The sequence below is a fragment of the Nannocystis bainbridge genome, from assembly GCF_028368995.1.
Classification (GTDB): Bacteria; Myxococcota_A; Polyangia; order Nannocystales; family Nannocystaceae; genus Nannocystis; species Nannocystis bainbridge.
Window position 1 is genome coordinate 3,278,697 of the sequence record NZ_JAQNDL010000001.1, and the last position, 26,592, is coordinate 3,305,288.

General features: G+C 73.4%; 23 protein-coding genes and 1 tRNA gene. 14 read left to right on the forward strand and 10 right to left on the reverse strand.

The window, feature by feature from the left end; all coding sequences use genetic code 11:
• Positions 1-255: 255 nt before the first annotated feature.
• Genes POL25_RS12785 through POL25_RS12795 form a run of 3 tightly spaced genes read right to left on the reverse strand, consistent with a single transcriptional unit; the run spans position 256 to position 3,753 of the window.
• Complete coding sequence (locus POL25_RS12785; protein WP_272086259.1) at positions 256-1,614, reverse strand: monooxygenase; 1,359 nt, start codon at positions 1,612-1,614, stop codon at positions 256-258.
• A 49-nt stretch (positions 1,615-1,663) separates the two neighbouring features.
• Positions 1,664-3,058 (reverse strand): sensor histidine kinase, encoded by a 1,395-nt coding sequence (locus POL25_RS44260; protein ID WP_272086260.1) that lies wholly within the window; start codon positions 3,056-3,058, stop codon positions 1,664-1,666.
• A complete protein-coding gene (locus POL25_RS12795; protein ID WP_272086261.1) occupies positions 3,055-3,753 on the reverse strand; it encodes a response regulator transcription factor in 699 nt (232 codons plus the stop codon). Before POL25_RS12795 ends, POL25_RS44260 begins: the two co-directional genes overlap by 4 nt.
• An 82-nt stretch (positions 3,754-3,835) precedes the next feature.
• On the opposite strand from POL25_RS12795, the gene POL25_RS12800 reads away from it, so the two are divergent.
• The 6 genes from POL25_RS12800 (at position 3,836) to POL25_RS12825 (ending at position 9,085) form a co-directional block, all read left to right on the forward strand.
• Entirely contained in the window at positions 3,836-4,258 is a 423-nt protein-coding gene (locus POL25_RS12800) for a RidA family protein (RefSeq protein WP_272086262.1), read from the forward strand.
• Complete coding sequence (locus POL25_RS12805) at positions 4,255-5,100, forward strand: enoyl-CoA hydratase family protein (protein ID WP_272086263.1); 846 nt, start codon at positions 4,255-4,257, stop codon at positions 5,098-5,100. Before POL25_RS12800 ends, POL25_RS12805 begins: the two co-directional genes overlap by 4 nt.
• A 171-nt stretch (positions 5,101-5,271) precedes the next feature.
• A complete protein-coding gene (locus POL25_RS12810) occupies positions 5,272-6,468 on the forward strand; it encodes an acyl-CoA dehydrogenase family protein (RefSeq protein ID WP_272086264.1) in 1,197 nt (398 codons plus the stop codon).
• A gap of 226 nt (positions 6,469-6,694) precedes the next feature.
• Positions 6,695-7,459, forward strand: coding sequence for a molybdate ABC transporter substrate-binding protein (gene modA / locus POL25_RS12815; protein ID WP_272086265.1), 765 nt, complete (start codon positions 6,695-6,697; stop codon positions 7,457-7,459).
• 33 nt (positions 7,460-7,492) lie between these two features.
• Positions 7,493-8,293 carry an ABC transporter permease gene (locus tag POL25_RS12820; RefSeq protein WP_272086266.1) on the forward strand — a complete coding sequence of 267 codons (801 nt, stop codon included), beginning with the start codon at positions 7,493-7,495 and terminating at the stop codon, positions 8,291-8,293.
• 66 nt (positions 8,294-8,359) lie between these two features.
• Positions 8,360-9,085, forward strand: coding sequence for an ABC transporter ATP-binding protein (locus tag POL25_RS12825; RefSeq protein ID WP_272086267.1), 726 nt, complete (start codon positions 8,360-8,362; stop codon positions 9,083-9,085).
• 373 nt (positions 9,086-9,458) lie between these two features.
• Here the strand turns inward: POL25_RS12825 and POL25_RS12830 are convergent, their stop codons facing one another.
• Positions 9,459-10,562 carry a glycosyltransferase gene (locus POL25_RS12830; RefSeq protein WP_272086268.1) on the reverse strand — a complete coding sequence of 368 codons (1,104 nt, stop codon included), beginning with the start codon at positions 10,560-10,562 and terminating at the stop codon, positions 9,459-9,461.
• A gap of 3 nt (positions 10,563-10,565) precedes the next feature.
• On the reverse strand, positions 10,566-12,038 hold the full coding sequence (locus POL25_RS12835) for a lipopolysaccharide biosynthesis protein (protein WP_272086269.1): 1,473 nt from the start codon (positions 12,036-12,038) through the stop codon (positions 10,566-10,568).
• 170 nt (positions 12,039-12,208) lie between these two features.
• Here POL25_RS12835 and POL25_RS12840 point away from each other — a divergent pair.
• A tRNA-Ile gene (locus tag POL25_RS12840) sits at positions 12,209-12,282 on the forward strand.
• A 16-nt stretch (positions 12,283-12,298) separates the two neighbouring features.
• The gene (locus tag POL25_RS12845; protein WP_272086270.1) at positions 12,299-13,111 is read left to right on the forward strand and encodes a zinc ribbon domain-containing protein; all 813 of its coding nucleotides are present in this window, start codon (positions 12,299-12,301) and stop codon (positions 13,109-13,111) included.
• 310 nt (positions 13,112-13,421) lie between these two features.
• Here POL25_RS12845 and queC read toward each other — a convergent pair whose 3' ends face one another.
• Entirely contained in the window at positions 13,422-14,129 is a 708-nt protein-coding gene (gene queC / locus POL25_RS12850; RefSeq protein ID WP_272086271.1) for a 7-cyano-7-deazaguanine synthase QueC, read from the reverse strand.
• Between the two features lie 31 nt (positions 14,130-14,160).
• Positions 14,161-15,072 carry a hypothetical protein gene (locus POL25_RS12855; RefSeq protein ID WP_272086272.1) on the reverse strand — a complete coding sequence of 304 codons (912 nt, stop codon included), beginning with the start codon at positions 15,070-15,072 and terminating at the stop codon, positions 14,161-14,163.
• Positions 15,073-15,169: 97 nt separating this feature from the next.
• Between POL25_RS12855 and POL25_RS12860 the strand changes: the two genes are divergently transcribed.
• Complete coding sequence (locus tag POL25_RS12860; protein ID WP_272086273.1) at positions 15,170-16,114, forward strand: YkgJ family cysteine cluster protein; 945 nt, start codon at positions 15,170-15,172, stop codon at positions 16,112-16,114.
• A 430-nt stretch (positions 16,115-16,544) separates the two neighbouring features.
• Here POL25_RS12860 and POL25_RS12865 read toward each other — a convergent pair whose 3' ends face one another.
• Complete coding sequence (locus tag POL25_RS12865) at positions 16,545-17,066, reverse strand: hypothetical protein (RefSeq protein ID WP_272086274.1); 522 nt, start codon at positions 17,064-17,066, stop codon at positions 16,545-16,547.
• Positions 17,067-17,105: 39 nt separating this feature from the next.
• Between POL25_RS12865 and POL25_RS12870 the strand changes: the two genes are divergently transcribed.
• The 4 genes from POL25_RS12870 (at position 17,106) to POL25_RS12885 (ending at position 21,315) form a co-directional block, all read left to right on the forward strand.
• Positions 17,106-17,675, forward strand: coding sequence for a toll/interleukin-1 receptor domain-containing protein (locus POL25_RS12870; RefSeq protein WP_272086275.1), 570 nt, complete (start codon positions 17,106-17,108; stop codon positions 17,673-17,675).
• Between the two features lie 174 nt (positions 17,676-17,849).
• Entirely contained in the window at positions 17,850-18,794 is a 945-nt protein-coding gene (locus POL25_RS12875; protein WP_272086276.1) for a hypothetical protein, read from the forward strand.
• A 93-nt stretch (positions 18,795-18,887) separates the two neighbouring features.
• Entirely contained in the window at positions 18,888-20,528 is a 1,641-nt protein-coding gene (locus POL25_RS12880) for a serine/threonine-protein kinase (protein ID WP_272086277.1), read from the forward strand.
• 13 nt (positions 20,529-20,541) lie between these two features.
• The gene (locus tag POL25_RS12885) at positions 20,542-21,315 is read left to right on the forward strand and encodes an SDR family NAD(P)-dependent oxidoreductase (protein ID WP_272086278.1); all 774 of its coding nucleotides are present in this window, start codon (positions 20,542-20,544) and stop codon (positions 21,313-21,315) included.
• A 106-nt stretch (positions 21,316-21,421) separates the two neighbouring features.
• Here POL25_RS12885 and POL25_RS12890 read toward each other — a convergent pair whose 3' ends face one another.
• The gene (locus tag POL25_RS12890) at positions 21,422-22,063 is read right to left on the reverse strand and encodes a DUF4291 domain-containing protein (RefSeq protein WP_272086279.1); all 642 of its coding nucleotides are present in this window, start codon (positions 22,061-22,063) and stop codon (positions 21,422-21,424) included.
• Between the two features lie 26 nt (positions 22,064-22,089).
• On the reverse strand, positions 22,090-22,911 hold the full coding sequence (locus tag POL25_RS12895) for a GNAT family N-acetyltransferase (protein WP_272086280.1): 822 nt from the start codon (positions 22,909-22,911) through the stop codon (positions 22,090-22,092).
• Between the two features lie 237 nt (positions 22,912-23,148).
• Between POL25_RS12895 and POL25_RS44265 the strand changes: the two genes are divergently transcribed.
• Positions 23,149-26,592, forward strand: coding sequence for a sulfatase-like hydrolase/transferase (locus POL25_RS44265; protein WP_272086281.1), 3,444 nt, complete (start codon positions 23,149-23,151; stop codon positions 26,590-26,592).

Sequence of the window (26,592 nt, forward strand, 5' to 3'; positions counted from 1 at the left end):
CCGGCGCCGAGGCATCGGGCGCTCGGTCGCTTCCTGGCGAAGTCAATCCTGCGCGATCGGCAGGTCCGCCGGTGCTCGCAGCAAGGGAATAGAAGGCTGCGACCTGGCGGCAAGGCCAGGTCGATTCGCCACCCGCCGACGCGCCGAGGCATCGGCGCGCTCGGTGGTGCGATCGGGCAGGTCCGCCCGCGCGGAGGATCTCGCAGCAAGGAAATCGAACGCTGCGACCTGGAAATCAGGTCAATTCGTCACGCCTCACACGCCGGTGACGTAGACGATGCCGAGGCACATCTCGTCGCCGGTGCCCTCGCCCCATAGGATGTCCTTGGGCTGCATCTGCACGCCGTTTTCGACCGGCTGGTTGGCGGCCGTGTTGTCCCACTCGCACTCGAGGCGCAGCTGATCGCCGGGACGGACGGTCACGGGGGCGGTGAGCTGGTAGCTGCCCTGCCAGTTGAAGTCCCAGCGCGGGATGTCCAGCAAACAACTGTTTTGCCCGCCGGTGACGGCCAGCGAGCCGCGCACGCCGCGGGTGTGCATGTGCAGCGCGGCGGCGTGGACGACGAAGGGATCGCCCGCCTGCAGCCCGCCGTCGGGGAACAGCAGCGGGAGGTAGTTGCTGACGTCGGCGGTGAAGCTGTGGACGACGCCGGCCTCGCCGGCGGGGATCAGCATCGGCTCGCTGCCCTGGACCCACGCAGGGTTGGTGAACGGCATCATCACCGCGACCTTGTCGACGCTCGCGGCGGTGCGGATCTGGATCCGCGACTGATCGGGCTTGGCGCCCGGGTAGGTGTGGTAGTGCATCTGCACCGCGACGAGCGAACCCGGCTGCACTTTGATTCCTGTCCCTTCGGGCATGTCCCCGGGGTCACCTCCGGGCACCCAGGCGCCGAGCCAGGGGATCCGTCCGCCGACCTGATCGCCGCCCGGGCCGCCGTAGCAGAGATAGCCGGGATCGGGGTCGGCGTCGTCGAGCGCGCGATAGGTCTCAGCCTGCTCGGGCGGGACGGCGAAGGCGATCACGTGATGCACGATCTGCCGCTCGCCCGGAGTCACGCTGAGCGCGGTGATGAAGGTCTCCTCGTCTTCGGGCCAGGGCAGCAGGAAGCAGCGGTACTCATCGGGCGCGATCGTCGGGGTGTAGGGCTCGGGCAACTGGAGGTCGATGTCGAACTCGATCGGCTCGGGCGCCTGCGCGGGCGCGGGAGCGTCGGCTGGGTCGCCCTCGGGTGCGCCGAGCTCGACCCAGTCGAGCAGGGTCTGGCGCGCTTCGTCGTCGATCGAGCGGTCGTGGAGATAGGTGCCGCAGGCGGCGTCGGGCGGCCACGGCGGCATGGTCCCGGTCATGAGCGAGGCCGGCAGCGCGCTGGCGACGGCGCTGGCTTCGGCGTACGACGCGAGCGAGAACGGGGCGAGGTTGCCGGGGCTGTGACAGCCGACGCACTTGGCGTCGAGGATCGCCTTGACGTCGCGCCAGTAGGTGACGGCCGCGGCCTCGCCGGTGGTCGAGGTGCTCGCGGCGTCGACGGCAGTGTCGGAGCCGTCGCCCGGGGCGTCGCCGCAAGCGACGAGGAGGAGGCCGAGCGGGAGGATGGCGGTGATGCGCTGCATGACCTCGAGTTCAGCACGCGAGGTATGGAGAGTGTGTGGAGGCGCCGCGCTACGACGACTGCGGCGGGCCGCTGATGGGGCCGCGGAGCGTCGCTCGCAGGCCGCGGGGCAGCTCACCCGCGAGCGTCAGCGTGAAGCCGGCGCGGCTGCACACCTCTTGCGAGATCGCCAGGCCGAGGCCGCCGCCCTTCGGGTCGCGGCGGCGGGCCTCGTCGGTGCGGAAGGTGCGGTCGCCGATCTTCGGCAGGTCGGCCGGGGGCACGCCGGGGCCGTCGTCGACGACCGTGAGCGTGAACTCGGCCCCGGAATCACCCGTCTCTTCGAGCAGGATCGCCACGTGGCCGCCGGGCTCGCCGTGGGCGACCGCGTTGTGCACGAGGTTGGCCAGCGCTTGCTCGGCCATCGCCGGGTTGCAGCGGGCCCACAGCGCGGCGTCGGGGCGGGCGTCGTGGACCTCGATGCCGCGGGTGCGTCCGAGCGCGGCGAAGCGGCGGGCGACGCGGTCGACGAGGGCGCAAAGGTCCACGCGGAGGTCGCCGTGGAGCGGGTCGGCGCCCTCTTGCAGGCGGCACGCCAGGTAGAGGTTGTCGATGAGCGAGCCCATGTAAACGACATCGCCGATCGCCCCGCGGACGAGGCCCTGATCCTCGGCCGGGCGCGCGTCGGCGGCCACCTGCTCGAGCGCGATCTGCAGCGAGGCCAGCGGGGTGCGCAGGTCGTGGGCGATGTTGGCGAGGTGCTGCTCGAGCGCGCGGTGGCGGGCCTCCATGCGGGCGGCGTCGGCGGCGATGCGCGCGTGGGCCTGGTCGAGCAGGGCCGACAATTGGCCGAGGTCGTCGCGCGCGGGGTCGCCGGCGGACGCGTAGCCGGCGGCCTGCCCGACCTGCTCGGTGGCGCGGCGCAGCTTCTCGAGCCGCAGGGCCATCGGCCGCACGGCGAAGAAGCTGGCGAGGCCGACCGCCGCGGCGACGCTGAAGGCGAGCAGGCCGAAGATGATGAGCAGGGCGAACCGCCGCTCGGACGGGCTGAGCCGCCAGCGCAGCTGGACCAGAGCGCACGGGCCGTGGTCGGCGGCGCGGCGCAGACTGGCGCCGCCCCACGGCTGGAAGAAATACATGCGCGCCGGCGCGGTCTCGCCGGCTTGCAGGCGCGCGAACAGCTGCAGATCGATCGGTTCGGTGCCGGCGACCGCGGGCCGCAGGTCTTCGTCGTAGACGACGAGGTCGAGCTCCGGACCGTGCTGCGCGATGAAGCGGCCCGGGTCGCGCTCGCACTGCGCCAGCGAGATCGCGTCGAGCTGCGGCGTCAGCACGCCGATGCGCCGGATCGCCTGCTCGATGAACAGCGACGGCATCACCACCGCGACCACGGCGACGCTGAGGCCGGCGCAGATCGCCGCGGCCAGGAACACCCGCCCGGACAGGCCGCGGAGGATCCGGCTCACTTCGCCTCCGGGGCGTCGAAGCGGTAGCCGATGCCCCACACCGTGGCGATCCGCCCGCCGGCGGCGCCGAGCTTGCGACGGATGCGGGCGACGTGCGAGTCGACGGTGCGCTCGCTGCGGTCGCCCCCGGCCGGCAGCGCGGCCTCGGCCAGCTGTCGCCGGGTGATCGCGCGAGATGGCCTTTCGACCAGGTACGCGAGGACGTTGAACTCGTGGGCGGTGAGGCCGAGCGGCTCGCCGGCGAGGGTGACGCTGCGAGCGTCGAGGTCGAGGACGGCGTCGTCCCAGGCCAGGCGGCGGGTCGGCCCGCCCGCGTCGGGCAGGCGCAGGCGGGCGCGCACGCGGGCCAGCAGCTCCTCGAACCAGAACGGCTTGGGCAGGTAGTCGACGGCGCCGCCGGCGAAGGCCTGCAGGCGGGCCTCGAGCTCGGTGCGGGCGCTGAGGACGATCACCGGGGTCGACAGCCGGCCGCGCCACAGCTCGAGCACCTCGAAGCCGCCGAGCTCGGGCAGCATGAGGTCGAGGATGACGAGGTCGAACGGGCGCGCCAGCGCCTGCTCGGCCCCGCGGCTGCCGTCGTGGGCGAGCTCGACTTCGAAGCCGGCGCCCTTGAGCCCCCGCACGACGCCCGCCGCGATCGCGGGGTCGTCTTCGATGACGAGGATCGCCGGGCTGGTGCGTTCACGAGGCGACATACGCGGGCTCTCGTTCGACGGTAGCAGCGCGCTCGCGGCGAAGTGTGGAGGATTTGTCGAGCCCGTGCGAAGCTCGTCGGCGATGACCTCAGGCGGCCCGGAGCATGCGCGCTCGATCCTCCCCGACGGCTGGCAGCGGCCGCGCGGCTACAGCAACGGCATGGCGGCGCGCGGCGAGCTGCTGGCGATCGCCGGCATGATCGCCTGGGACGCGCGCGAGCAGCTCGTGTCGGACGAGTTCGCGGCGCAATTCCGCCAGGCGCTGGCCAACGTGGTGGCGGTGGTGACCGCGGCGGGCGGGCGGCCGGAGCACGTGATCTCGCTGACGGTCTACGTCACCGACAAGCGCGAGTACATCGCCGAGCTGGCCGCGGTGGGCGCCGCGTACCGCGAGCTGATGGGGCGCCACTATCCGGCGATGGCGCTGGTCGAGGTGGCGGGGCTGCTCGAGCCGCGGGCGAAGGTGGAGATCCAGGGGCTCGCCGTGCTACCAGATCGGGCGTGACCGACCCCGACCTGCGTGCCCTGCCGCTGCCGCGCCCCGAGAGCTTTTCGTACGAGGAGCGCGAGCGCGTCGGGGTCATCACCCTGACGCGGCCCGATCGCTTCAACGCGCTGACGTTCCAGGTCTACCGCGAGCTGACCGACCTGTTCACGGTGATCGACCGCCGGGCCCACGCCGAGGGCGGGGCGCGGGCGCTGGTGCTGCAGGGCGCGGGGCGGGCGTTCTGCGGCGGCGGCGACGTCGACGACATCATCACCCGGCTGTTCGAGCGCGACGCCGAGGCGCTGCTGCGGTTCACGCGGATGACGGGGGAGCTGATCCACGCGATGCGCCGCTGCAAGCTGCCGATCGTCGCCAGCGTCAAGCGCGTGGCCGCCGGCGCCGGCGCGGTGATGGCCCTGGCGAGCGACCTGCGGGTGATGGGCAAGGGCTCCTTCTTCTCGTTCCTGTTCCCGCAGGTCGGGCTGTCGGGCGCCGACATGGGCGCGAGCTGGCTGCTGCCGCGGGTGGTCGGCCTCGGCCACGCGAGCGAGATCCTGCTGCTCGGCGACCGGGTGACGGCCGACCGCTGCGCGCAGATCGGGCTGGCCACCCAGGTGGTCGAGGACGAGCCCGACCGCGACGCGGTCGACCGGGCCGCGTTCGCGCTGGCCAAGCGGGTGGCCGACGGGCCCCACTTCGCCGCCCGCATGACCAAGACGATGCTGCAGCAGGAGCTCGACATGGACTTCACCGCGGCGATCGAGGCCGAGGCCCAGGCCCAGACCCTGTGCATGCAACACCCCGACTTCGCCGAGGCCGACCAGGCCCGCCAGGCCAAGCGCCCGCCGACCTGGCGCTGAGAGCATGTCTTCGAGAGCATGTCTTCGAGAGCATGTCCCCGAGAGCATGTCCCGAGAGACGAGCCCACCCCGCGCCGACGCCCGATGTCCTGAGGAGCCCGCCCCGATGAACCGCCTTCACCCGCACGCCGGCATCATCCTGTCCGCCTCGAGGAGCCTGTCCCGATGAACATGTTGCACACGCCCTACGTGACCGAGCGGGCGCTCGGGCTGCTGGACGCGGCGCGCTGGCGGCCGCTCGAGGACGCGCTGGCGGTCTTCGTAACCGACCTGCGGGCCCGGCCGGTCGACGAGGAGGCCGGCGAGGACGCCGCCGCGCGCGTGTACCTCAAGCGGCTGGCGACGGCCGGGCTGCTCGAGTGGGTGGTGCCGGCGGCCTGGGGCGGCGCCGAGCTCGGCGAGGGCGAGGCCCGGGCGTCGGCGCTGTCGTCGACCGCCATCTGCCTGATCCGCCAGTGGCTCGCGCGCGAGAGCGGGGCGCTCGACACCGCCTTCGTCATGCAGGGCCTGGGCTCGTTCCCGCTGGCGCTGGCCGCCGACGAGTCGCTGCGCCGCTACGTGCTGCCGCGCGTGGCCAGCGGCGCGACGATCTGCGCGTTCGCCCTGACCGAGCCGGAGGCCGGGTCCGACGTCAAGAACCTGCGCACGCTGGCGACCACGGTCGACGGCGGGGTGGTGCTCGACGGCAGCAAGTGCTTCATCAGCAACGCCGGGCTGGCCGACAGCTACGTGGTGTTCGCCCGCGAGGCCGGCGAGGGCAAGCCGCGCTTCTCGGCGTTCTTCGTGGCCGGCGACGCACCTGGCCTTTCGGTCATCCGCACGCGCGTGCTGGCGCCGCACCCGATCGGCACGGTCAAGCTCGAGCGGGTGTTCGTGCCCGCGGCCCACCGCGTCGGCGAGCCCGGCGCGGGCCTCAAGCTGGCGCTCGGCAACCTCGACGTGTTCCGCGTCAGCGTCGGCGCGGCGGCCCTCGGCCTGGCCGACCGCGCGCTGGCCGAGACGGTGGCCCACCTCAAGCGCCGGGTCCAGTTCGGCAAGCCGCTGGCGGAGCAGCAGGGCCTGCAGTTCGCGCTCGCCGACCTGGCGACCGATCAGCTGGCGGCGCAGCTGCTGGTGTACCGCGCGGCCGGAGCCCGCGACGCCGGACACGCGACGTCCGACATGGCGGCGATGGCGAAGATGCACGCGACGGAGTCGGCGCAGCGAGCGATCGATCGCGCGGTGCAGAGCTTCGGCGGCCTCGGCGTGACGGTGGGCGAGGTGCCGGAGCGGCTCTACCGGGAGATCCGCGCCCTGCGGATCTACGAGGGCGCGACCGAGGTGCAGAAGCTGGTGATCGCCCGCGCGCTGCTGGACGAGCGCGGCTGAGGCCGTTCGGCGATCGTGGCCGTCGCGGCAGCCGAGGTCGGCTCCGCCAGTGCGGCCTGGGCTGCTGCGCATCGGCCGAGCTCGACGCCATGCGACAGCGAGGCCGCGGCAGCCGTGTGCCAGGCGGGCTGCCGCAGCGCGTCGCGCCGTCGGGCGGCCGGGCGGCCGCGTGAGCGCGCGACAAAGCGCTTGCCGGCCGGCGCGCGGCCTCGCTACGCTTCGCGGCATGACCAGGCCCCGAAGCGCCGCGCGCCGCGTCGTCCTGCTCGGGGCGCTGACGCTGGGCGGCTGCTCGGGCGCGCCCGCCGAGCGCGTGGTGCATGTCGCCGCGGCCATGTCCCTGAAGGAGGCCTTCACCGACCTCGAGGCCGGCTTCGAGGCGCAGCACCCGGGCGTCGACGTGGTCTTCAACTTCGCCGGCTCGCAGACCCTGGCCGCGCAGATCGTCGCCGGCGCGCCGGCGGACGTGTTCGCCTCGGCCGACCGGGCGCAGATGGAGCGCGCGGCCGCGTCGAGCCGGATGCAGCCGGCGCGGGTGTTCGCCAGGAACAAGCTGGTGATCGTCACGCCGGCGAACGATCCGTCGATCCAGGGGCCGGCCGACCTGTCGCGCGCCGGCCTGCGGCTGATCCTCGCCGGCGAGACCGTGCCGGTCGGCGCCTACGCGCGCGAGGCCCTGAACCGCCTCGGGGTGCGCGAAGCGGCCCTCGCCAACGTCGTGTCCAACGAGGAGAACGTGCGCGGGGTGGTCGGCAAGGTCGCCACCGGCGAGGCCGACGCGGGCATCGTCTACGCCACCGACGTCACCGCGGAGCTGGCGGACAAGCTGCGCACCGTGACCCTGGCCGGCGCCGACGACGTCGTGCCGGCGTACGAGATCGCGGCCCTCGCCGACAGCCGGCAGCCCGAGCTCGCCGCCGCGTTCGTCGACCTGGTCGCCGGCCCGGCCGGGGCCGCGGCGCTCGGCAAGCGCGGCTTCCTCCCGCCGTGATCGGGCTGTCCCGAGGTACCTGTCTTGGACGACATGTCCTTGAAGCCCGGTCGCCCCGGGCACGCGAACCTGGCGATCGGCCTGCTCGCCGGCGCGGCGGTGGTGTTCTTCGCGCTGCCGCTGGTCGGCCTGCTGGTCCGGGTCGCGCCCGCCGAGGTGTGGCGGCAGCTGACGGCGCCGGCGGTGCAGACGGCGCTGCGGCTGTCGCTGACGGTGTCGCTGACCGCGGCCGGGCTGTCGCTGCTGCTCGGGCTGCCGCTGGCGTACGCGCTGGCGCGGCTGCCGTTCCCGGGCCGCGGGCTGGCGCGGGCGCTGGTGACGCTGCCGATGGTGCTGCCGCCGGTGGTCGGCGGCACGGCGCTGCTGGCGGCGTTCGGCCGCCGCGGCCTGCTCGGCGGTCCGCTGGAACATGGCCTCGGGGTCATCTTGCCGTACACGACCGGCGCGGCGGTGCTGGCGGCCACGTTCGTGGCGGCGCCGTTTTTGGTGATCACCGTCGAGGGCGCGCTGCGAGGGCTCGACCCACGGCTCGAGCAAGCGGCGGCGACGCTGGGCGCGAGCCGGCTGCGCATCGTCGCCACGGTGGTGCTGCCGGCGATCCGCCCGAGCCTGGTCGCCGGCCTGGCGCTGTGCTGGGCCCGCGCGCTCGGCGAGTTCGGGGCGACGATCACGTTCGCCGGCAACCTGCAGGGCCGCACGCAGACGATGCCGCTCGCGGTCTACGAGGCCCTGCATACCAGCCCCGACGGCGCGGTCGCCCTCAGCCTGATCCTGCTGGCGGTGTCGCTGGCCCTCCTCGCGGCCCTGCGCGGCCATTTTTTTAAAGGGGGGTGAGCGATGCGGGACTCGGAACACAGCGATCGCGCTCGACCCGACCGCGCATCACGAAGCACCTCGGCGATGACAGCAGGCCTGGTCGCCGACATCGCGGTGCGGCGCGGCGGGTTCGCGCTCGAGCTGCAGTTCGCGCTGGCGCCGGGCGCCACGGTCGCGGTGCTCGGGCCCAACGGGGCCGGCAAGTCGACCCTCGTCGAAGCGCTCGCCGGGCTGGTGCCGCTCGCGCGCGGCGAGGTCGTGCTCGCAGGGCGCACGCTCGAGCGGCCGGCGGCGCGCGTGCGCCTGTCGCCGCAGGAACGTGGCCTCGGGGTCATGTTCCAAGGGTACTGTCTGTTCGGACATCTGAGCGCGCGCGACAACGTCGCCTACGGACCGCGAGCGCGTGGGGTCGCGCGGGCGCGGGCGCGGGCCGAGGCGCAGGCGTGGCTCGAGCGGCTCGGCGTCGGCGAGGTCGGCGACCTGCGGCCGGCCGCGCTGTCGGGCGGGCAGGCCCAGCGGGTCGCGTTGGCGCGGGCGATGATCTGCCGCCCTGCCCTGCTCCTGCTCGACGAGCCGCTGGCCGCGCTCGACGTCTCGGCGCGCGCGCAGGCCCGCAGGCTGCTGGCCGGCTGGCTGGCCGAGGCCGCTGCTATCTGCGTGATCGTCAGCCACGACGTGCGCGACGCGATCGCCCTCGCCGACGAGCTGCTGGTGGTCGAGGCCGGCCGCCTCACGGCCCGCGGCACCGCGGACGAGCTGCGCGCGCGGCCGCCGACGGACTACGTCGCGGCGGTGCTCGGCGAAGGTTGATGCGTGCGTCGCGGCGATCGCGTGGCGCGTGCCGGCGGACCGCTGCGATCAACCTGGCAGCGAGACCTCGAACCATCCCACAACATGTCCCCGAGGACATGTCCATACGTGCCTAGCGATGATCGCGTGGCGCGAGTGAGCACCGGCGACCCGTGGCGAGGAACCTGCCCGCGGGACCTCGAACCAGACCTGTCCCCGAGGACATGTCCATAAGCACAACGCAGCGACCGCGTGGCGCATCGATGAGATGCTCGCGGGGCATCGACCGGGCCGAATCAGCCTGTCCCCGGGGACATGTTCATGATACCGGCGTGATTCAAGAAGGCGCGGATCCCCGCGAGCACTCGGGCCGCCGTGCCTCGCTATCACCGGCTCACTTGCGGCGCTTCTGCTCGAGATCGCTGTAGAGCGCGTCGTAGCGGCTCGCCATCTGTGTCAGCGAGAACTCGCGGGCCGCCAGGGTCGCGGCGGCTTCGGACCACGAGGCGACGTGGTCGCCGTGGACCACCTCCGCGATCGCGCGGGCGAACGCGTCGGGCTCGGCCGGCGCGGCCAGGCCCGCGCGCAGGCCCGCGCCGTGGCCCACGTGCAGCAGCTCCGCCGCCGGCGAGACATCGACGATCGCGGCCGGCACCCCGCGGGCCAGGCCCTCGAGCAGCGCCAGCGGCAGATCGACCTTCTTGCGCGTGTGCGTGGCCGCGAACAGCTGCAGCGCGCTGCGGCGGTACAGCGCGTCCATGTCGGCCACCTCGGCCAGCAGCTCCACCCGGCCCGACGCCAGCTCGCCGGCCAGGTCGCGCTGGATCCCTGCGCGCGCCTCCGCGTCGCCCTCTGCTTTCGGTCGGCACGCGATCGTCAGCGACCAGCCGCTCGCCGCGGTCGCGCGGGCCAGCGCCACCAGGCGCGCGGCGATGTCGCGATCGAGGTCACCGGCGTAGAGCAGGCGCTTGCGGCCGGCGACCTCGGTCGGGTGGTCGGCCGCGGTGGCGGCCACGGCCGGGCGGATCGTGGCGATCTTGTTCTCGGGCACGCCGGCGTCGCGCAGGCGCCGGGCTGTCCCGTGGGACAGGGCGACCACCGCGTCGAGCGGGCGCAGCAGCGGGGTCCAGGCCTCGGCCTCGTGCGACGACATCAAGCTCTGCACGAACAGCCGCCGCGGCTGCAGCCGGCGCAGCAGCGACACCACCGCCGCCGTCGCCTTGCCTGGCGTAAAGGACAGGTGCACCGGCATGCCCGGGTGGCGCAGCATCGCCGCCAGCGCCCGCAGCTTGTCGGTCATCGTCGGCGCGTAGCCGGCCGGCGGCGCGCCGATCACCCGGTCGCCTGTGGGCCGCAGCGGCGCCGCCGGGTCGCCGAGATAGGCCAGCTGCCGGCTCTCCGGCATGTGCTGCACCAGGTCGCGCAGCAGCACGGTGCTGCCGTCGCGGAACGGCGTCCGCAGCGGCTTGGAGATGATGAGCCAGGGCTTTTGGGACATGTCCTAAGGAGCACGCTTCTTGCGGAGCTCGCGGAGCTCCGCCGGCGTGACGGCGCGGGTGACGGCGACGGCGCCGAGGAACACGGCGGCGAGCAGCGCCAGCTTGACGATGATGAGGAGCTTGCTGGTCGGCGCCCACGCCCGCGACGCGGCCTCGACCAGGGCGACGGCCGCCAGCAGCTTGAGCAGGTAGACCGGCGAGAGCGCCGCCCCGAGGCTGCGGGCCAGCGCGATCAGGCTGACGACCGCGCCGGCGGCCCCGCCGATCGCCACCGCCGTGGCCGCGCCCGAGGTGAAGCTCTGCGGCACCAGCACGAGGCCGGCCGCGCCGACGACCAGCAGCGGCACCGCGATCAGCAGCAGCGCCAGCCGCGAGCGGCGGGTGCTGTTGAAGATCCACGCCGCCGTGACCGTGAGCGAGTAGCCCGACATGCCCCACACCAGGAGCCGCAGCTCGCCCGCGGCCTCGCCGTAGGCGGCCGGGAACAGCAGCCGCTGGACCTCGGGCGCCGCGCCGGCGCCGACGCTGCTCATGAAGCACAGCAGGAACACGCTGATCTTGGCGGTCGCGGTGACGTAGCGCTCGATCTGGGCCCGGTCGCTCTGCGCCTGCAGCGTCGCGATCAGCGGGAACATCACCAGGCTGACCGCGTTCATCATGCTGTAGGGCACGCGCGCGACCAGGTTGGCGCTCGAGTAGAAGCCGACGGCGTCCTTCTGCGCCTGCGAGGTGGTGAACTGCTTGAGCAGCACCAGGTCGAGCGCCTGCAGCAGGTTGACGCCGGCGGTGAACACCAGCAGGAGGCCGGTGAACTCGGCCATCGCCGGCAGCGGGCCGGCGGCGCCGCCGGCGGCGCGCGGGCGGCTGCGGCTGACGAACACGATCGACAGGCCGAAGGCCAGCAGCGACGCGAAGGTGAAGCCGCCGAGGATCTCGGCCAGCCCGAAGCCCATGGCCGCGGCGCCGACGATCAGCGTCGTCTTCGTCATCGCCATGAAGATGTCGAGGCCGGCCTGGAACTGGAATTTGCGGACGGCGTTGAGCGTGCCGACGTTGACCGCGTAGGCGGCGTAGATCAGCGGGATGATGCCGACCACACGCAGCGCGCCGGCCAGCGACGGGTCGCGCAGCGCGTGGGTGGCGAGCAGGTCGGCGCCGAGGATGAAGACGAGGGCGACCAGACCGCCGAGCACGCCGGCCAGGCGGAAGCCCCGCCGCCGGAGCTCGTCGTAGGACGGCAGGCCGGCGTCGAACTCGGCCGACATCGGACGACTGACCGCGAACAGCAGCGTCTGGATCAGCACCATGTTCGGGATGGCGATGATCTGGCTGACGACCGTGTAATCGCCGAACGTGCCTGGAGGCACGAGGCGCGTCAGGGCGATCGAAACGGCGTAGCCGGCGAGCAGGAAGAAGAGCTTGGCAAAGCCGAGAGAAAGGCCGCCCTTGCTGAGTTCGCTGGCGTCTGTGGCCACGGGTCGCGCACACTATCACGATGCACACCGAGCAACGGCAGCGCGGGCCACCTGGGCGGCCGCGACGAGCAGCGGAAGGCGCGCCCGCGGCGAATGCGCAATGGCGTCGAGTTTGACGTCCACGCCCTCCGTTACCTACTCTGGCGATGACGATCCCCCCAGCGTCGCACGGGCCCATAGCTCAGTCGGTCAGAGCGGCCGGCTCATAACCGGTTGGTCCCTGGTTCAAGCCCAGGTGGGCCCACCCACAGGCGTCCCCCATGACAGATATCCACCCGCAAATCCCCGCCCTTCGTACGCTGCAACGTCAGGACCGTCGCCTCACCCTGATGGAGCGGCGCCTGAGCGAGATCCCCAGCCGGATCGTCACCCTCGACACCGACCTGCACAAGCTCGAGCAGATGCTCTCCAGCGAGCGCAGCAAGCTCGACGACACGCGCTCGTTCCAGCAGCGGCAGGAGATGCAGCTCCACGACGAAGAGGACCTGATCCGCAGCAGCAAGGCCAAGCTCGGCGCGATCAAGACCGCCCGCGAGCTCAACGCCCAGCAGCGCGAGCTCGAGACGACCCGCCGCATGGTCCAGACCCGCACCGGCGAGATCGGCAAGCTGCAGGAGGCGGTCCACAAGACCGAGGCCCAGATCGCCAAGATGGACGCCGCGCTGCAGGCGCTGCGCCAGACCGCCGATGCCGAGAAGACCAAGCTCGGCGAGGAGCAGGGCCGCCTGAACGAGTCGATCGACAAGGCCAAGAAGGTCCGCACCCGCCTGGTCAAGGACATCGACCGCGAGACGCTGGCCTCCTACGAGCGGATCCGCAGGCGCCTCGGCGGCGTGGCGTTCGTCGCCGCCCACCGCGAGCGCTGCACCGCCTGCAAGATGGTCATCCCGCACATCATGTACACCCGCCTGCTCAAGGGCCGGGAGATCCCCGCCTGCGAGTCCTGCGGCCGCCTGCTCTACTGGTCAGGCCACTTCCCCGAGGACCACAACACCTTCGAGGCGAAGAAAGAAGAAGACACCAGCAAGCCGAAGCCCGCCGCGGACGTGATCCCCGGCGTGCGCGAGTTCTGATCGCCGCCGGCGCGGCCGGGAGCCCGGCCGCGCGAGCGCTCGGTCGAAGCCCGCGGCCGCATGAGCCGGTCCGCGTGGGCTGAGCGACTCGCTCGGCGGCCTGTCCGTCGGGACAGGCTGAGACGGGCAGGCAGGTCCGCGAGGACGGCTCGAGTCGTTCCGGCGGGGCGACCGACCTGTCTGTCGTAACAGGCTGAGACGTGCGAACCTGTCCATGCGGACAGGTCGGCTCGCTGCGAGCGAGCGACACGTCTTTCGGGACAGGCTGATACGGTGGCGCGAAGGGACCTGTCCGTGCGGACAGATCGCCTCACACGTAGCGCGTCGGGTCTTCCACGCCGGCGGCGACGAAGCCGTCGCGGCGCAGGCGGCAGCTTTCGCAGCGGCCGCAGGCGCGCGGGCGGTCGTCTTCGACCCGCGGGTCGTAGCAGGACACCGTGTCGGCGTAGTCGACCCCGGCGGCCTGGCCCGCTTCGATGATCTGGCGCTTGGACCAGTCGATCAGCGGCGCGCGCACGCGCAGCGGCTTGCCCTCGACCCCGGCGCGGGTGGCCTCGGCGGCGAGGCGCTCGAACGCGGCCAGGAACTCGGGGCGGCAGTCGGGGTAGCCGGAGTAGTCGACCGCGTTGACGCCGACCCAGATCTCGCCAGCGCCGAGGACCTCGGCCCAGCCGAGCGCGTAGGCGAGGAAGAGGGTGTTGCGGGCGGGGACGTAGGTGCTGGGGATCTCGCCGGCGACGGGCTGGCTGTCCTTGGGGACAGCTGCGCTGCTGGCCTGCAGCAGCGAGGTGCCGGCGGCGACGAGGCGGCCGAGGTGGGCCAGGTCGACGACCTCGTGGGCGCGCGCGCCGAAGCGGGCCGCCTGGCGCGCGGCGCTCTCGAGCTCGACCTCGTGGCGCTGGCCGTAGCGGAAGCTGAGCGCGTAGGTCTCGCGCCCCTCGCTGGCGGCGAGCGCCAGCACGGTCGTCGAGTCGAGGCCGCCGCTGAGGAGGACGACGGCGCGCACTGGTTCGGTCATGGCGACCTCGAGGGGCGGAGGACCGCCGACCTCACGCGGGCGTGAAGGTCGAGTCGATGGAGTTGACGATCTCGACGTTCATCTGCCCGGCCGAGATGTTGGTGGTCGACGACGAGGTGCGGCGGACCGGCAGCTGCTCGTCGAGGTTGAACAGGACGGTGCCCTCGGCGGCGACGTCGAGGGTGATCATCTGCTTGCCCTGCTCGACCGCGCCGGACGACTCGGACTCGTACTTGACCTCGGCGATGCGCTTGCCCGAGGAGCTGTCGATCTTGACCAGCGTGAACTTGCTGGTGGTGTCGACCGGGATCACCAGACCCTGCAGGTTCTCGTCCTTGCGCTCGGTGGTCTCCACCGTCTTGCCCTCGACCAGCGCGGCCTTCGGCAGCTCCGGCAGGCCGAGCACGCCGGTGGCGAAGCCGCCGACCGCGGCCTCGACGCCCTTCTTCTCCTTGGCGGCCGCCGTCTCCGGCAGCGCCTTGGTCCCGGCCTCGTCGAGCTCGCCGCGGTTGTCGGCGACGAAGGCGCCGGTGAAGCTCTGGACCGCGGCCTTGGGGTCGACCGGCGTCTCACCCTCCTTGGGCGGCGGCAACATGTCCTTGCCGAGCACGAACTCGCGGACCTCGGCCACGGTCAGGCCGACCTTGAGCTTGCCGCCGCCGGCGTCGCTCACGTCGAGCAGGCCGGACAGGTCGCCCGAGGCCTCGTTGACGCCCTGGGGCGAGGTCGCCTTGAAGCTGAACTTGACGTCGGCCCGCAGCTTGACCGGGCCGGCCTTGTAGCGCAGCTCGGTGCCCCCCTTGGCCACTTCGCCGGAGCCGCCCGCCCCGTCCGGACCGGCCGAGTCGGCGCCCTTCTTGCAGGCGAGCGGGGACGAGGCGAGCGCGACGAACAGGGCGAAGACCGCAGGACGGCGGCCGAGGAGGGTGCGTGAGGTCGACATCGGCGGCAACGCTAACCGCGCGAGCCAGGCCGTGCAACCGGGCCGCAGGCGCACGCCCGTGAAAAAGCTCTGCCCCTCTGCTAAGAAGTCGCCGCCCATGGTCCTGGCTCTCTTCAAGCGCCTCCTCGGCCGCCGGCCGACAATGCCGCGCGACCAGATCACCCGCATCCCACGGGCAGTCCGCAAGGCCACCGAGCCGCAGGTCGCCGCCATCCAGGCCGCCCTCGACGAGCTCGCCGCGCTGCCGGGGCTCGCCGACATCGCCCTGAACAAGCGCGCCCCCAAGGGCTTCTACGCGGCCGCCGCCCGCTTCGTCGCCGCCTACGACGCCTACGTCGAGGCTGTCTCGAAGCACATGAACCTCGGGTCAGCCGCCCGCCCCGGCACGCCGGAGGGGTTCCGCTGCTGCCACGAGCAGCCGGTCGGCGTCAGCGGGGTCGAGGCGCTGCTGATCTACCGCACGATCCGCCCGTGGCGTGACTTCGCTGAGGTGGCCAAGCGCCTGGCCGAGCTCGGTGAGGCGCAGTTCAAGGAGATCCAGCAGCGTCACACCGGCAAGGACCCGGAGAAGATCGCGATGACGGACACGGCGGTCGAGCAGGGCCGGCTGGCGTTCGCCCAGCGCGGCGACCTGTGCCCGCTGCTCGACCCGCAGACCCACCGCTGCCGCGTCTGGGACGTGCGACCCAACGTGTGCCGCATGCACTTCGTGGTCGGCGACCCCGAAGCCGCGGACCCGCGCAGCCCGGGGTTCGCCAAGGTGCAAGCCCGCAACATCCGCCTGCCGGTGCGCCAGCAGGTGGCGTTGATGCAGATCGAGAAGCGGATGATGCTCGGCGTGGCGCCGTTCCTCAACGCGGGCCTGCTGCAGATGCTGCAGTTCTGCGAGGGGCAGACGATCCCCGAAGTCGGCGAGACGGCGCCGCGGTTCGCCCCCGACGGCCAGCCCGCGCCGAAGGCCAACCGCAACAATCCGGCCGCCAAGAAATTTCAGAAGGAGCGCGCGCGAGAGCAGCGGCGCGCGCCCAGCAAGAAGAAGTGAGGGCCCGCAGGCGGGCGCTCGGTCGCGCGGGTGCGTCACGGCTGCGAAGTCGATGCGAGGCCCGCGGCCTCGCGCGAGCGCGGCGCGCCGAAGTTGCGAAGCCCCGCGGTCTCGCGTGGTGCGACGCGGCTGCGAAGTCGATGCGAAGACCGCGTCGCTCGCTCGCGTGAGCGCGGCGCGGCTGCGAAGTCGACGCGAGGCCCGCGTCCCTCGCTCGCGTGAGCGCGGCGCGGCTGCGAAGTCGATGCGAGGCCCTCGGTCCTTGCTCGCGTGAGAGCGCGCGACCTCGAAGATGATGCGAGGCCCGCGGGCCCGCGAGTGCTCGCCCGCGCGAGGCGCCAGCCAACTGCTGGAAGAAGGATGCGGGCCCCGCACCGGGGCACGTCGACCCCGCGCTCGCGGGCTCTCGACCTCCGCCGACGATGCGGCCCTAGGGCGCGGCCGGCGGAGGTTGCGTCCAGCGGTAGCTGACGAAGGACGTGAGCGTGCCGTTGGCGTCGCCGCACATGAACATGACGTGCTGCTCGGCGGTGTCGCCGGTCAGCGTCACGCGGCCGTCCTTCTCCTCGCGCTGCACGGTGGGCACGATCTTCGCCAGCGCCGCGGCCAGTGGGTCGACGCAGTCTTTCAAGGTGGCGCCGGCCGGAAAGGCGAACAGAATTTGCGACGTGAAGCGGCCCTGGTCATCGGTGGGCGAGCGCCCCTTCTTCGTCACGCTCGCGCCCGGCAGCAACGCCGGCGAGAACCATGACGGGTCGGCCACGGACGAGGCCGGTGCATTGGTCGAGAGCTGCACCCCCCCCGCCGGGGCCGGCGTCGGCGCTGCCGCGGGTGTCGTCGACTTCACGGGCTCGGCGGTCGGCTTCGCCGGCGCTGCTTCGGGCGAGGGACCACAAGCGACGAGCGCGAGGGTCAAGACGGACAGGGCGCGTGGCACGGACCGAAGGGGCATGCGCGAAAGTGTAGCGGAAACTGTCAGGAGGGAGCCGGTATGAGGAGCGGGCCGTCGGTCACTGCCACTTCGCCGTCGTCGTCGCCCCGCGAGCAGGCGCAGCCGGTGCGCCACGGGGTCGTCGTCTGTTACAACCATCGCGAGCGCGATCTGCTCGGCGAGCTGCAGGTGCACCTGAAGCCGCTGCAAAAGCAGTGGATGCTCGACCTCTGGGACGACGTGCGCGTCGCCGGGGCGGCCCCCGAGCTGCGGCGGGCCCTCGCGACCGCGCGCGTGACGGTGCTGCTGATCTCGCCGGGCTTCCTGGCCTCGGAGTTCATCACCGAGCACCGCCTGCCGATGCTGCTGGCCGCGCAGCCGCACCCGCGCGCCGCGGTCCAGTGCCTCTACATGCGCCCGGCGATGGACGCGTTCGTCGAGTTCACGTTCGCCGACCCGCGGACCCACCAGGCCCGCAGCGTCCGGATCTCGAGCTTCTACGGCCTCAACGACCCGATGAAGCCGGTGGCCGCGTTCGACCGCCGCGGCCGCGCCGAGATCCTCGCCAACGCGGCCGAAGAGATCATCCGCGCCGCCCACCGCGCGCCGGTGACGAGCCTCGAGGCCTGACCCGAATCACATGTCCCCAGGGACAGGATCGGGGGCGGCCCCGGGGCGGCATTGCCCGGGCGGCGCCGGCGAACCGGGCGACGGTCGGCTCGCCGGCGGTGCGGCCCGGCTTGTGTCGCCTGCGGGCGACGATCTATCCTCGCCTCGCCGCGTCCGTCCGGGCGTTTCCGCTCCATGCTGAACTCGCTGGCGACCTCGTGTTCGCGCGCCCGCTGGTGCGGGGTGGTCGTCGCCGCGGCGCTGGCGGGGCCGACGAAGGTCGCAGCGGCCCCCGAGCCGGCGCCGATCTCCGAGGCCGCCCAGAGCGCCTACGACCGCGGCCTGGCCGAGCGCGACGCCGGCCGGTTCCCCACGGCCGCGCGCGAGTTCGCGGCCGCCTACGCGCAGATCTCCGTCAGCCAGCGCGAGCTGCGGGCCGCCGTGCTGTTCGACCTCGTCGACGCCCACCGCGGCGCCTACACGGCCGGCGGCGAGCGCCGCGGCAACGAGCACCCGGCCGCGCACCTGTGCGCCGCCGACCGGGCCCTGGCCGACTTCATCGAGACCGAGCAGGAGCGCAAGCGCGGCCGCAAGTCGCCCGACATGGTCAAGGCGACCGGGCTGCGTGAGGAGGTCCGGAAGGACTTCATGACCGCCAAGGCCCGCGAGGCCGACCTCGACTGCGCCGCGCTCGAGCTGCCGCGGGTGGTCGAGAAGCAGGAGGCCCTGCCCCCGCCGCCGAGCGAGGCGCCCCGCCAGCCGCGCGACCCCGACAAGCTGCTGATCGCCGGCGGGGTGACGGCCGGGGTCGGGCTGGCGCTGCTCGGGCTGATGGTCGGTGGCCTGGTCCGCGGCCAGCGCACCGAGGCCCGCGGCGCGGCGCTGGTGCAGGGGATGCCGGGGCTTTCGCCTGACGACCCGCAGCTGGCCGAGCTCGAGCGGCGCGGTCACGGCGACAACGCGATGGCGGTGATCGGCGGGGTGTTCGGCTCGCTGGCGCTCGGCGCCGGGGTGGCCCTGCTGGTGATCGGCGCGCGGGCCAAGAAGGCGTCCGGACGGGCGGCCGAGCCGGCGCCGGTCGCCGTGTGGCCGGTGGCCTCGCCCGCGGGCGGCGGCGCGGCCCTGCGCTGGCGGTTCTGACGCGCCCGGCTGTCTCTCGGGACAGATGATCCTCGCTTCATGCGCCGGCCGCGAGGATCGGGGCAGCGACTTCCGCTATGCTGGGGCGGCCCGATGCGTTCGCGTTCTTCCGGCCCGCGCAGGTCGAGCGGCCCCGGGGCCGGGATGTGGCCCGCCGAAGCGGACCCGTTGCTCGGCCACACCCTGGCCGACCGCTACAAGCTCGAGCGGGCGATCGGCCACGGCGGGATGGGCACGGTCTACCGCGCCGAGCACGTCGTGATCCGCAAGCCGGTCGCGGTCAAGGTGCTCGACGCGGCCCACAGCGAGCGCCGCCGCGAGGTCGAACGCTTCCTCAACGAGGCGCGCGCGGCCTCGAAGATCCGCCACGAGCACGTGGTCGACATCACCGACTTCGGCTCGACCGACGACGGCCTGGTGTTCCTGGTGATGGAGTACCTCGAAGGCGAGGACCTGGCGAGCACCGGCGATCGCGAGGGGGCGCTGCCGTGGCGGCGGGCGGCGGCGATCGTGCTGCAGATCGCCGCGGCGCTGGAGGCCGCACACGCGCAGGGGATCGTGCACCGCGACATGAAGCCGGAGAACTGCTTCCGGATCCGCCGCGGCAACGACCCGGACTTCATCAAGGTGCTCGACTTCGGGATCGCCAAGATGCTCGAAGACAGCGACGTCGAGCACCCGTCGAGCGCGAGCAGCGGGCTGCTCGGCACGCCGGAGTACCTGGCGCCGGAGCTGATCCGCGGGCTCAAGCCGGACGCACGCGTCGACATCTACGCGGTCGGGGTGATGTTCTACGACCTGATGGTCGGCCGGCTGCCGTTCGCCGGCGAGAGCTTCATGTCGACGCTCACCGCCCATCTGATGCAGCTGCCGCAGCCGCCGTCGCAGGCCCGACCGGCGGCGGAGATCCCAGAGGCGGTCGACACCGTGGTCCTGCGCGCGCTGGCCAAGGACCGCGACCAGCGCTACGCGACGATCGGCGAGTTCTCGACGGCCCTGCGCGCCGCGATCGCCGAGGCCGACGCCGCCCTGGCGCCGCCGCCCCCGCCGCTGCCGCCCCCGCCCGTGCCCGAGAAGCGCGGGATCCACCCGCGCGTGGCGATCGCGGCCGGCGTGGCGCTCCTGGTCGTGTTCTCGGCTGTCCTTTGGACCATGGCCAAGAGGTTCTATACGAAGGACCAGGTCGAGGCCGCCGCGGTCGTCTCGGCGCCGAACGTCGCGGCGCCGGCGTTCAACCCCGCACCAGTGATCAACGAGGCGCCGCTGCCCGTCGCGCCGGCCGTCGCGCCGGCGAAGCTCGAGGCCCCCGCGCCCGAGGCTCCCACGCCCGCGGCCGTGGAGGTCGCAGTGCCCGACGTCGAGGCGGTCGAGCCGGTCGATTCGGTCGCCGCTGCCGAGAGCGACACCGACGCCGCGCCCGAGCCGCCGCGAGGTCCGACCGCCGCGCCGAAGGGTCCGCGCAGCGGGCCGGGGCCGCTGACGGCCGGCGAGTTCACGGCGGCGATGACCAAGGTGGGCGCGCGGGTCAAGCTCGAGTGCTCGCGGTTCTCGCTGCGCAAGATGGAGGTGACGGTGCAGGTGATCGTCGGGGCCGACGGCACCGTCAAGAGCGCGGCGCCGACCGGTTCGCAGGCGGGCAGCACGCTCGGCAACTGCGTGGCGCGGGTGGTCAAGACGGCGCTGCTGCGGGCGACGCGGGCCAAGTCGACGCATCGGCACACGTTCACGATGTGATAGCGTCGCGGCGATGAAGCGACTCACGGGCAAGCGGGCGCTGGTCACCGGCGCGACCAGCGGGATCGGTCGGGCCATCGCGCTGCGGTTCGCGGAGGAGGGCGCGAGCCTGGCGATCACCGGGCGGCGGCTCGAGCGGCTGACCGAGACCGCCGAGCGGGCGCGGGCGGCCGGCGCCGAGGTGGTGGCGATCGCCGCCGAGCACACCCGCGGCGAGGACAACGAGCGCGTCGTCGACGAGGCGCTGCGGGGCCTCGGCGGCCTCGACGTGCTGGTCAACGCCGCCGGGGTGATCGGCAACGACTCGCTGCTCGACAGCCCGAAGCCCGACGAGTGGCGGCGGATCATGGACTGCAACCTCGAGGCGGTCTACGACCTGACCCGAAGGGCAGCCCCGTCGCTGGCCCTTGGCCGCAATCCTTCGATCATCAACCTGTCGAGCATCGCCGGCCTGCGCCCCTACCCGACGATCCTGGCCTACTGCGTCAGCAAGGCCGCGCTCGACATGCTGACCCAGTGCCTCGCGCTCGAGCTGGCGCCGCGCGGGGTCCGGGTCAACGCGATCTGCCCGGGCGTGGTCGTCAGCGAGCTGCACACCGCCACCGGCGCGGTCGCCGACTACGCGGCGTTCCTCGAGCGCGCCAAGTCGACCCACCCGCTCGGCCGCCCCGGCCAGCCGGACGAGATCGCCGCCCTGGCGGCGTTCCTCGTCAGCGACGAGGCCGGCTGGATCACCGGCGGCCTGCACACGATCGACGGCGGCCGCACCCTGACCTCGCTGCGCTGAGCGCTGAGCCGCGAGCCGGGCCCATCAGCTATGACGCCTCGCTAATGTCCCTCGGGACATGTCTCACTGAACATGCCCGCGAAGACATGTCCTTCGGGACATGTCCTCAGGGCTTGTCGATGCCGAGCCTGGCTGCGACCGCCGGGTCCTCGACCGGATAGACCTCTTCGCGCGGGGTGACCAGCGCCTCGCGGTCGCCCTCGAACCACTCCCGGCGCTGCCTGGCCACGAACGCCGAGATGTCTTCGATCTCGACCAGCCACTCGTGCGCGTAGGCGGCGAGCGTAGGGCCGCGCAGGCCGAGCTGGATCGCCCGCCGCTCCTGCTTGTCGCCCGAGGGCCCGTGGTCCGGGTCCCACTGCAGGCGCACGTCGGAGCTCTTGCCGAGCCGCTCCCACGCCTGCCGATCGGCGTAGACCCCGGGCTCGTGGGACGAGTGGATCGCCTGCGCGAGAATTTTATTAAAGGCTTCGCGGCGGATGCGGACGGCCAGCGTCACCTCCTGGCCCTCCTTCGTGCCCCAGCCCGATCTGTACATCATCCACAAAAAATTGGGCTTCACCCACGACATGCGCTCGAGGCTGAAGGGCCCGCCGAAGCGCTGGTGCTGGGCCGCCCAGTGCCCGATCTCCGGGCGGTACGCCTGGTACACCACGATCGTCTCGGCGTCGAACTGGGCCAGGATGTGGCGGCCCGATCGTGGCCAGCGGTCGCGTTGCAAGTTGTAAGGTTCAGTGATCAGCTTCATGGTCATATTCTTATTAAAAAAGTCTTTCAGGACATGTCGTCGGGGACAGGTCCCTTGAAGTGGCAAAATTCGAGGTGGATGGTCGCGCCGATCGCCAGCATGTGCGCGGTGAGGTTCGGGTCGGCCTCGGCGACGATGCCCATGCCTGGCAGATCTGGCCGCGCGTGCGGGCGCAGGCCGGCGAGCAGCGGCGCCGCGAAGGCCGGCTCGGCGACGCGGAACGGAAAGGCGCCGGGGAAGTCGGGGTTGAACGACGCGAACCCGAGGTGCACCGCCGCCGGCTCGGCGGGGTCGACGAGGCGCATCAAGACGCGTCCGGCCTCGCGGCCCCCGGCGAGTTGCCCGCCCGGCAGCGCGAACGCGGCCTCGATCACCGGCTCCTCGAGCGGCTCGATCGCCCGCGTGGTGAGCAGCTTGCGCGGAGCCGGCAGCGCCTCGGTCTGGGCCCACGTGAAGCGCAGCGCGGTCGAGCGATAGGCCTCGCGCATGCCGAGGCGCTGATAGAGACCGACGGCGGGCAGGTTGCCGGGCTTGACGTTGAGGCACCAGGTCGCGCAGCCGGTCGCGCGCAGCTCGGCGGCGACGGCCCGCAACATGGCGAGGCCGAGGCCGCGGCCGCGGTGCCCGGCCGCGACGATGACGTGGCGGATGTAGCCGACGCCGGCCAGGCGCTCGAAGAACAGGTAACCGACCGCGACGCCGTGCTGGTCGAAGAACCAGGTGTTGGGGGCGATCTCGGCGGCCCAGTGCGCGGGCGAGGGGACCGGGTCGCCGGTGTCGAGTTCGGGGAAGAGGCGGGCGAACGCGGGGTAGTCGTCGCCGCCCGCGAGACGGTGCGCGAGGACCATGACCGCGAGGGTAGCAGGTCGCGCGCCCGCGGACGCGACCGCCGGGCGACGCGCCAGCGTGGCCGTCGCTCGCGCTCGAAAGCACTCGAGGCGCTCGTCGGTGCGTCCGCCGGGAAGGCTCGCGGGAGAGCGTGCTCGCGACGCGGGGATGCCTCCTGCGCTCGGCCTCGGCGAAGTCTTGCTGCGCCGCTCCGGAGCGGTTGAATTTCACCGCCCGCGGCACTACGGTCCCGCGTCGTGTCGGCGCGCGCTCTCCTGCTGGCGATCGGTCTGGTCGCGGGCGCGGCCGGCGAGGCGCGGGCGGCCCCGGCGTGGCGCCTCGACGGGGCCGCGACCCCGAAGGCGCTCGCGCCCGGGCAGCGGGTCACCGTGCGCGTGGCGGTGACGAACCTGAGCCGAGAGACATGGTCCGAAGGCCAGCAGGACCACCTCTCCTATCACTGGGAGGACCCGGCCGGCGCGATTCTCGAGCGCGACGGGGCGCGCACGCGGCTGCCCTTCGCCGTCGGACCGGGCGAGACCGTCGCGCTGGCGGCGACTCTGGCCGCGCCGGCGAGCGCCGGCCGCTACGTGCTGCGCTGGGCGCTCGTGCGCGAGAACGCGTTCTGGTACGACCCGCCGGTCGGGGGCGGCGACGCGGTCGCGGTCGACGTCGGGCCCGCGCCCGGGACCTGGTCGATCGAGCCGATGGAGGCGCCGGCGGAGGTCGCCGCCGGGGCGCGGGCGACTGCGCGGGTCCGGCTGTGCAACACCGGCGCGAACGCGTGGCGAGCCGAGCTCGGCGACGCGCTCGGCTACCACTGGCTCGGCGCCGAGGGTCAGCGGCTCGAGGGCGTGCGCACCGCCCTGCCGGCCGCGGTGGAGCCGGGCGGCTGCGTGGTCCTGCCCGCCGAGCTGCGCGCGCCGGCGCTGCCGGGCCCGTACACGCTGGTGTGGCAGCCCGTCCGCGAGGGCGTGGCCTGGTACGGACCCGGCGCCGGCGAGGCCGCGGCGGCGGTGCGGGTCGGCGCCCCGCGCGACGCGTTCGCGGCGCTGTCGCTGAGCCTGCCGCCGCTGCAGGCCGGGCTGCCGGCGCTCGGCCAGCTGACGCTCGAGAACCGCGGCGAGGACACCTGGCTCCCGGGACATGCCCTCAAGGTCAGTTATGTTTGGACAGGTCCCGAAGGACATGTCCTCGAGGGCATCCGCACCGAGCTGGCCGAAGCGGTCGAGCCGGGCGAGGTCGTCGAGCTCGAGCTGCGGGTGCGCCCGCCCGACGCCCCCGGCGCCCACGTGCTGGCGCCGCGGCTGGTCCGCGAGGGCGAGGGGTGGATCGCGCCCGAGCGCGAGCTGGCGGCCGCGGCGGTCATCGGTCCGCCGGCGCTGGCGTGGCAGGTGGTCGAGGCCGCGTGGCCGGCCCGGCTGGCGGCGACCGGCACCGACGCGTTCGCGGTCACGGTCCGCAACACCGGCGCCGAGCCGTGGTCGCCGGCCGCGGGCGATCGCCTGTCGTACCGCTGGCGCACCGAGGACGGCGCGCCGCTGCAGCACGAGGGCATGCGCACCGAGCTGCCGCACCCGGTCGCGCCGGGCGAGACGGCGACCGTGCAGGTCCGCGTGGCCGGGCCGCCGCGCGCGGGCAGCTACACCCTGGCGCTGGCGATGGTGCGCGAGCAGGTGCGGTGGTTCCCGCCGCCGACCGGCGGTCCTTCGGAACATGTCCTGAAGGTCACGTTGCGCGCGGCCTGGTGGCAGTCGGCGCTGGTGCTGGTGACGTTGGTGATGGTGCTGGCGGCCCGGCGCCGGCGGCCGCAGCCGGGGTCGTGGCGGTGGGCGGCGCTCGAGCTGGTGCCGGCGCTGTGGCTGTGGGCGGCCATGGCGAGCCTCGGGGCGACGTTCCACGAGCTGGCGGCGATCGAGCTGTGGCAGGGCGGCCGCGCGGCGGCGATCGGGGCGGCGGCGGTGCCGGGGCTCATCGTGCTGCTGGCGCCGGGCCGGCTGCGGCCGTGGCTGGCGTTCTTGCTGGCTCTCGGGACAGCCGTGCTGCTGCTGGCCGACCTGCTTTACATGCACGTGCTCGGGGCGATCGTGCCGGTGCAGGCGCTGGCCGGGGCGCACCTGGTCGGGGACATCGGCGCCAGCGTCAAGGCGCTGCTGCGGCCCGAGTACGCCTGGCTGGCCGCGGCGCCGCTGGCCGGGCTGATCCTCGCGGGCGCGTGGCCGCGGGCGCGCGGACCAGAGCGAGCGAGCGCGCGGGCCCGCAGGCGAGCGACGCTCGCGGGCCTGCTGACGATGTCGCTGGCGTCGCTGCCGATCGCGGTGAGCCTCGGCGGGGCGATGCGCAGCGGCCTCGGCTCGCGCGTGTTCTCCGAGCAACACAACGCCGGCCGCTTCGGCGTGCTCGGGGCGCACCTGTTCGACGTGGTCCGCACGCTCGCCGGCGCCGTCGGCCAGCGCGCATTGACGGCCGAGGAGCAGGCCGAGATCGCGGCGTTCTTCGCCGCCCGCGAGCCGTCGCGCGCCCCGGGCTTCGGCGCGGCGCGCGGGGCCAACTTGCTGGTGATCCAGGCCGAGGCGCTGCAGGGCTGGACGATCGGCGCCAGCGTGGCGGGCCAGGAGATCACGCCGTTTTTGAACCGCCTGCGCCGGCGTGCGCTCTACTACGCGGCGGTGGTCGACATCACCGGCCAGGGCATGACCTCGGACGCGGAGTATGCGATCCTCAATTCGCAGTACCCGCTGGGCCAGGGCGCCGTGGCGTTCCTGCGCGCCGGCAACCGGTTCGAGACGGTCGCCCACGCGCTCCAGGCGGCCGGCTACGCGACGCTGTCGGCCCACCCGTTCAAGCGCGGGTTCTGGAACCGGGCCACGCTGCACCCGCGCTACGGCTTCGAGCGCTCGCTGTTCGACCGCGAGCTCGGCCCGGGGCCGACGATCGGCTGGGGCCTGGCCGACGAGGCGTTCTTCGCCCGCATGCTGCCGGAGCTGGCGGCCGCGCCGAAGCCGTTCTTCGCGTTCCTGGTGACGCTGAGCCTGCACCACCCGTACGACGAGTTCCCGCCGGGCCTGCGCCGGCTACAGCTGGGCCCGCTCGAGGGCACGAACCTCGGCAACTACCTCCACGGGATCCACCACCTCGACGCGGCCCTGGCCGAGCTGTTCGCCGGGCTCGAGGCGGCTGGCCTCGCGGACAGCACGGCGGTGGCGATCTACGGCGACCACGACGCGCGGCTCGGGGTGACGCCGGAGATCGCGGCGCTCGCCGGCGAGCCGGCCGGGTCGCCGTCGCTGCCGCTCCGGCTCGAGCGGGTGCCCGGGTTCCTGGTCTTGCCCAAGGGACAGGTCCTCGGCGAGGTCGACGCCGTCGGCAGCCACGTCGACCTGGCGCCGACCTGGCTGCACTACCTCGGCGTGCCGGCGCCGCCCGCCTTTGTCGGCCGACCGCTGGTCCCGGCTCGGGCCGGCCCGGGGGTGGCCGCCCTCCCCGACGGCTCGGCCGTGGCCGACGATCGCCTGTTCGCGGTCGCCGGGCGCGACATCCCACCCGGCGGGGCCTGTTTCACGGCCGCGGGCGCCCGGACCGAGCGGGAGGCCTGCGCCGACCTGGTGCAGCGGGCCCGCCGCGCGCTGGCGGTGTCGCGGGCGATCGCCGATCACGACCTCGCGCGGGCGCTCCCTTCGAGGACGGAGCCGGGTCCGTGA

What these genes read in the sequence shown, in the direction of transcription:
- POL25_RS12830 (WP_272086268.1), bottom strand. Translation starts at nt 10,562, where the DNA reads ATGTCCCAAAAGCCCTGGCTCATCATCTCCAAGCCGCTGCGGACGCCG.
- POL25_RS12795 (WP_272086261.1), bottom strand. Translation starts at nt 3,753, where the DNA reads ATGTCGCCTCGTGAACGCACCAGCCCGGCGATCCTCGTCATCGAAGAC.
- POL25_RS12875 (WP_272086276.1), top strand. Translation starts at nt 17,850, where the DNA reads ATGCTGAACTCGCTGGCGACCTCGTGTTCGCGCGCCCGCTGGTGCGGG.
- POL25_RS12800 (WP_272086262.1), top strand. Translation starts at nt 3,836, where the DNA reads ATGACCTCAGGCGGCCCGGAGCATGCGCGCTCGATCCTCCCCGACGGC.
- POL25_RS12855 (WP_272086272.1), bottom strand. Translation starts at nt 15,072, where the DNA reads ATGTCGACCTCACGCACCCTCCTCGGCCGCCGTCCTGCGGTCTTCGCC.
- POL25_RS12820 (WP_272086266.1), top strand. Translation starts at nt 7,493, where the DNA reads ATGTCCTTGAAGCCCGGTCGCCCCGGGCACGCGAACCTGGCGATCGGC.
- POL25_RS12865 (WP_272086274.1), bottom strand. Translation starts at nt 17,066, where the DNA reads ATGCCCCTTCGGTCCGTGCCACGCGCCCTGTCCGTCTTGACCCTCGCG.
- POL25_RS12880 (WP_272086277.1), top strand. Translation starts at nt 18,888, where the DNA reads ATGCGTTCGCGTTCTTCCGGCCCGCGCAGGTCGAGCGGCCCCGGGGCC.
- POL25_RS12785 (WP_272086259.1), bottom strand. Translation starts at nt 1,614, where the DNA reads ATGCAGCGCATCACCGCCATCCTCCCGCTCGGCCTCCTCCTCGTCGCT.
- POL25_RS12890 (WP_272086279.1), bottom strand. Translation starts at nt 22,063, where the DNA reads ATGAAGCTGATCACTGAACCTTACAACTTGCAACGCGACCGCTGGCCA.
- POL25_RS12845 (WP_272086270.1), top strand. Translation starts at nt 12,299, where the DNA reads ATGACAGATATCCACCCGCAAATCCCCGCCCTTCGTACGCTGCAACGT.
- POL25_RS12870 (WP_272086275.1), top strand. Translation starts at nt 17,106, where the DNA reads ATGAGGAGCGGGCCGTCGGTCACTGCCACTTCGCCGTCGTCGTCGCCC.
- POL25_RS12825 (WP_272086267.1), top strand. Translation starts at nt 8,360, where the DNA reads ATGACAGCAGGCCTGGTCGCCGACATCGCGGTGCGGCGCGGCGGGTTC.
- POL25_RS12860 (WP_272086273.1), top strand. Translation starts at nt 15,170, where the DNA reads ATGGTCCTGGCTCTCTTCAAGCGCCTCCTCGGCCGCCGGCCGACAATG.
- queC (WP_272086271.1), bottom strand. Translation starts at nt 14,129, where the DNA reads ATGACCGAACCAGTGCGCGCCGTCGTCCTCCTCAGCGGCGGCCTCGAC.
- POL25_RS12810 (WP_272086264.1), top strand. Translation starts at nt 5,272, where the DNA reads ATGTTGCACACGCCCTACGTGACCGAGCGGGCGCTCGGGCTGCTGGAC.
- modA (WP_272086265.1), top strand. Translation starts at nt 6,695, where the DNA reads ATGACCAGGCCCCGAAGCGCCGCGCGCCGCGTCGTCCTGCTCGGGGCG.
- POL25_RS12885 (WP_272086278.1), top strand. Translation starts at nt 20,542, where the DNA reads ATGAAGCGACTCACGGGCAAGCGGGCGCTGGTCACCGGCGCGACCAGC.
- POL25_RS12895 (WP_272086280.1), bottom strand. Translation starts at nt 22,911, where the DNA reads ATGGTCCTCGCGCACCGTCTCGCGGGCGGCGACGACTACCCCGCGTTC.